The 1,390-nt window shown below is 60.4% G+C and carries 1 protein-coding gene; it reads right to left on the bottom strand.

Annotated elements, in window-relative coordinates; all coding sequences use genetic code 11:
- The coding region (locus YH3_RS34625; protein ID WP_371595656.1) for an amino acid adenylation domain-containing protein at positions 1 to 1,369 on the bottom strand (1,369 nt) is incomplete at its 3' end.
- Positions 1,370 to 1,390: the final 21 nt, after the last annotated feature.

Here is a 1,390-nt window from a genome sequence, read left to right on the forward strand (position 1 = left end):
CCGCAGCAGTGACATACGCAACCAACTGATCACGCCACACCACCACCACAACAGAACCCACACCCACCTGATCCCGAACCGCAGCCTCGATCTCCCCCAACTCGATCCGCTGACCACGCAACTTCACCTGAAAATCACTACGACCGACATACTCGAGCTCACCCGACACACCGATCCACCGCACCACATCCCCCGTGCGATACATCCGCGAACCCACCCCACCGAACGGATTCGCCACAAACCGCTCCGCCGACAAATCCACCCGCCCGAAATACCCACGAGCGACCTGCACACCCGACAAATACAACTCACCCGCAACACCCACCGGCACCGGACGCAACCGCGAATCCAACACCAACACCGACGAATTCCACACCGGAGCACCCATCGGCACCACCACACCCACACCATCAAGCGGACCCGCCGCCGTCGCATGCACCGTGAACTCCGTCGGACCATACAAATTATGAACCTCAACCGACGGCAACACCGACAACACCCGACCCACCACCGACGCCGGCAACGCCTCACCCGCCGCGAAAATCACCCGCAACGAACCCAACCCACCACCACCGAGACGCGAAATCGTCGCCTCCGACGCGTCGACCAACTGATCGACGAACACCTCCAACATCGACGGCACAAACGAGACCATCGACACCGACTCCGCCGCCACCACCGACGCCAAATACCCCGGATCCCGATGACCGTCATGAGTAGCCACCACCAACCGAGCACCCACCGCCAACGGAACAAACAACTCCCACACCGACACATCGAACGTCACCGGAGTCTTGAACAACACCACATCAGAACCCGACACCGCATAACGCTCCGCCAACCACGACACCTGATTGACCACACTGCGATGACTGACCGCCACACCCTTCGGCCGACCCGTCGACCCCGACGTGAAAATCACATACGCCGTATTCCCCGACCGCAACGGCGAAACCCGATCCACATCCGAGACAGGAGCATCCGAAAAACCAGACACATCAACAACATCAACCTCGACCACCGGCACCACACCAGCATCGAAACCAACATCAGAAGTACTGACCACACACACCGGCGACGCCGCCGCCAACACATACCCATTACGCTCCGCAGGCTGATCCGGATCCACCGGAACATACCCACCACCAGCCCTGAGCACACCGTAAACCGCAACCAACAAATCAACCGACCGACGAACCGCCACACCCACCAACGACTCCGGCCCCACACCCACCGAAACCAAATACCTGGCAAAACGATTCACCCGAGCATCGAACTCCGCATACGACAACGACACACCCTCGAACGAGAGCGCTACCGCATCCGGAGACGCCGCCACCTGCGCATCGAACCCGTCCAACACCGACACACCCGCAACCTCACGAGCCGT

Source organism: Rhodococcus sp. YH3-3, assembly GCF_001653035.1.
Taxonomy (GTDB): Bacteria; Actinomycetota; Actinomycetes; order Mycobacteriales; family Mycobacteriaceae; genus Rhodococcus_F; species Rhodococcus_F qingshengii.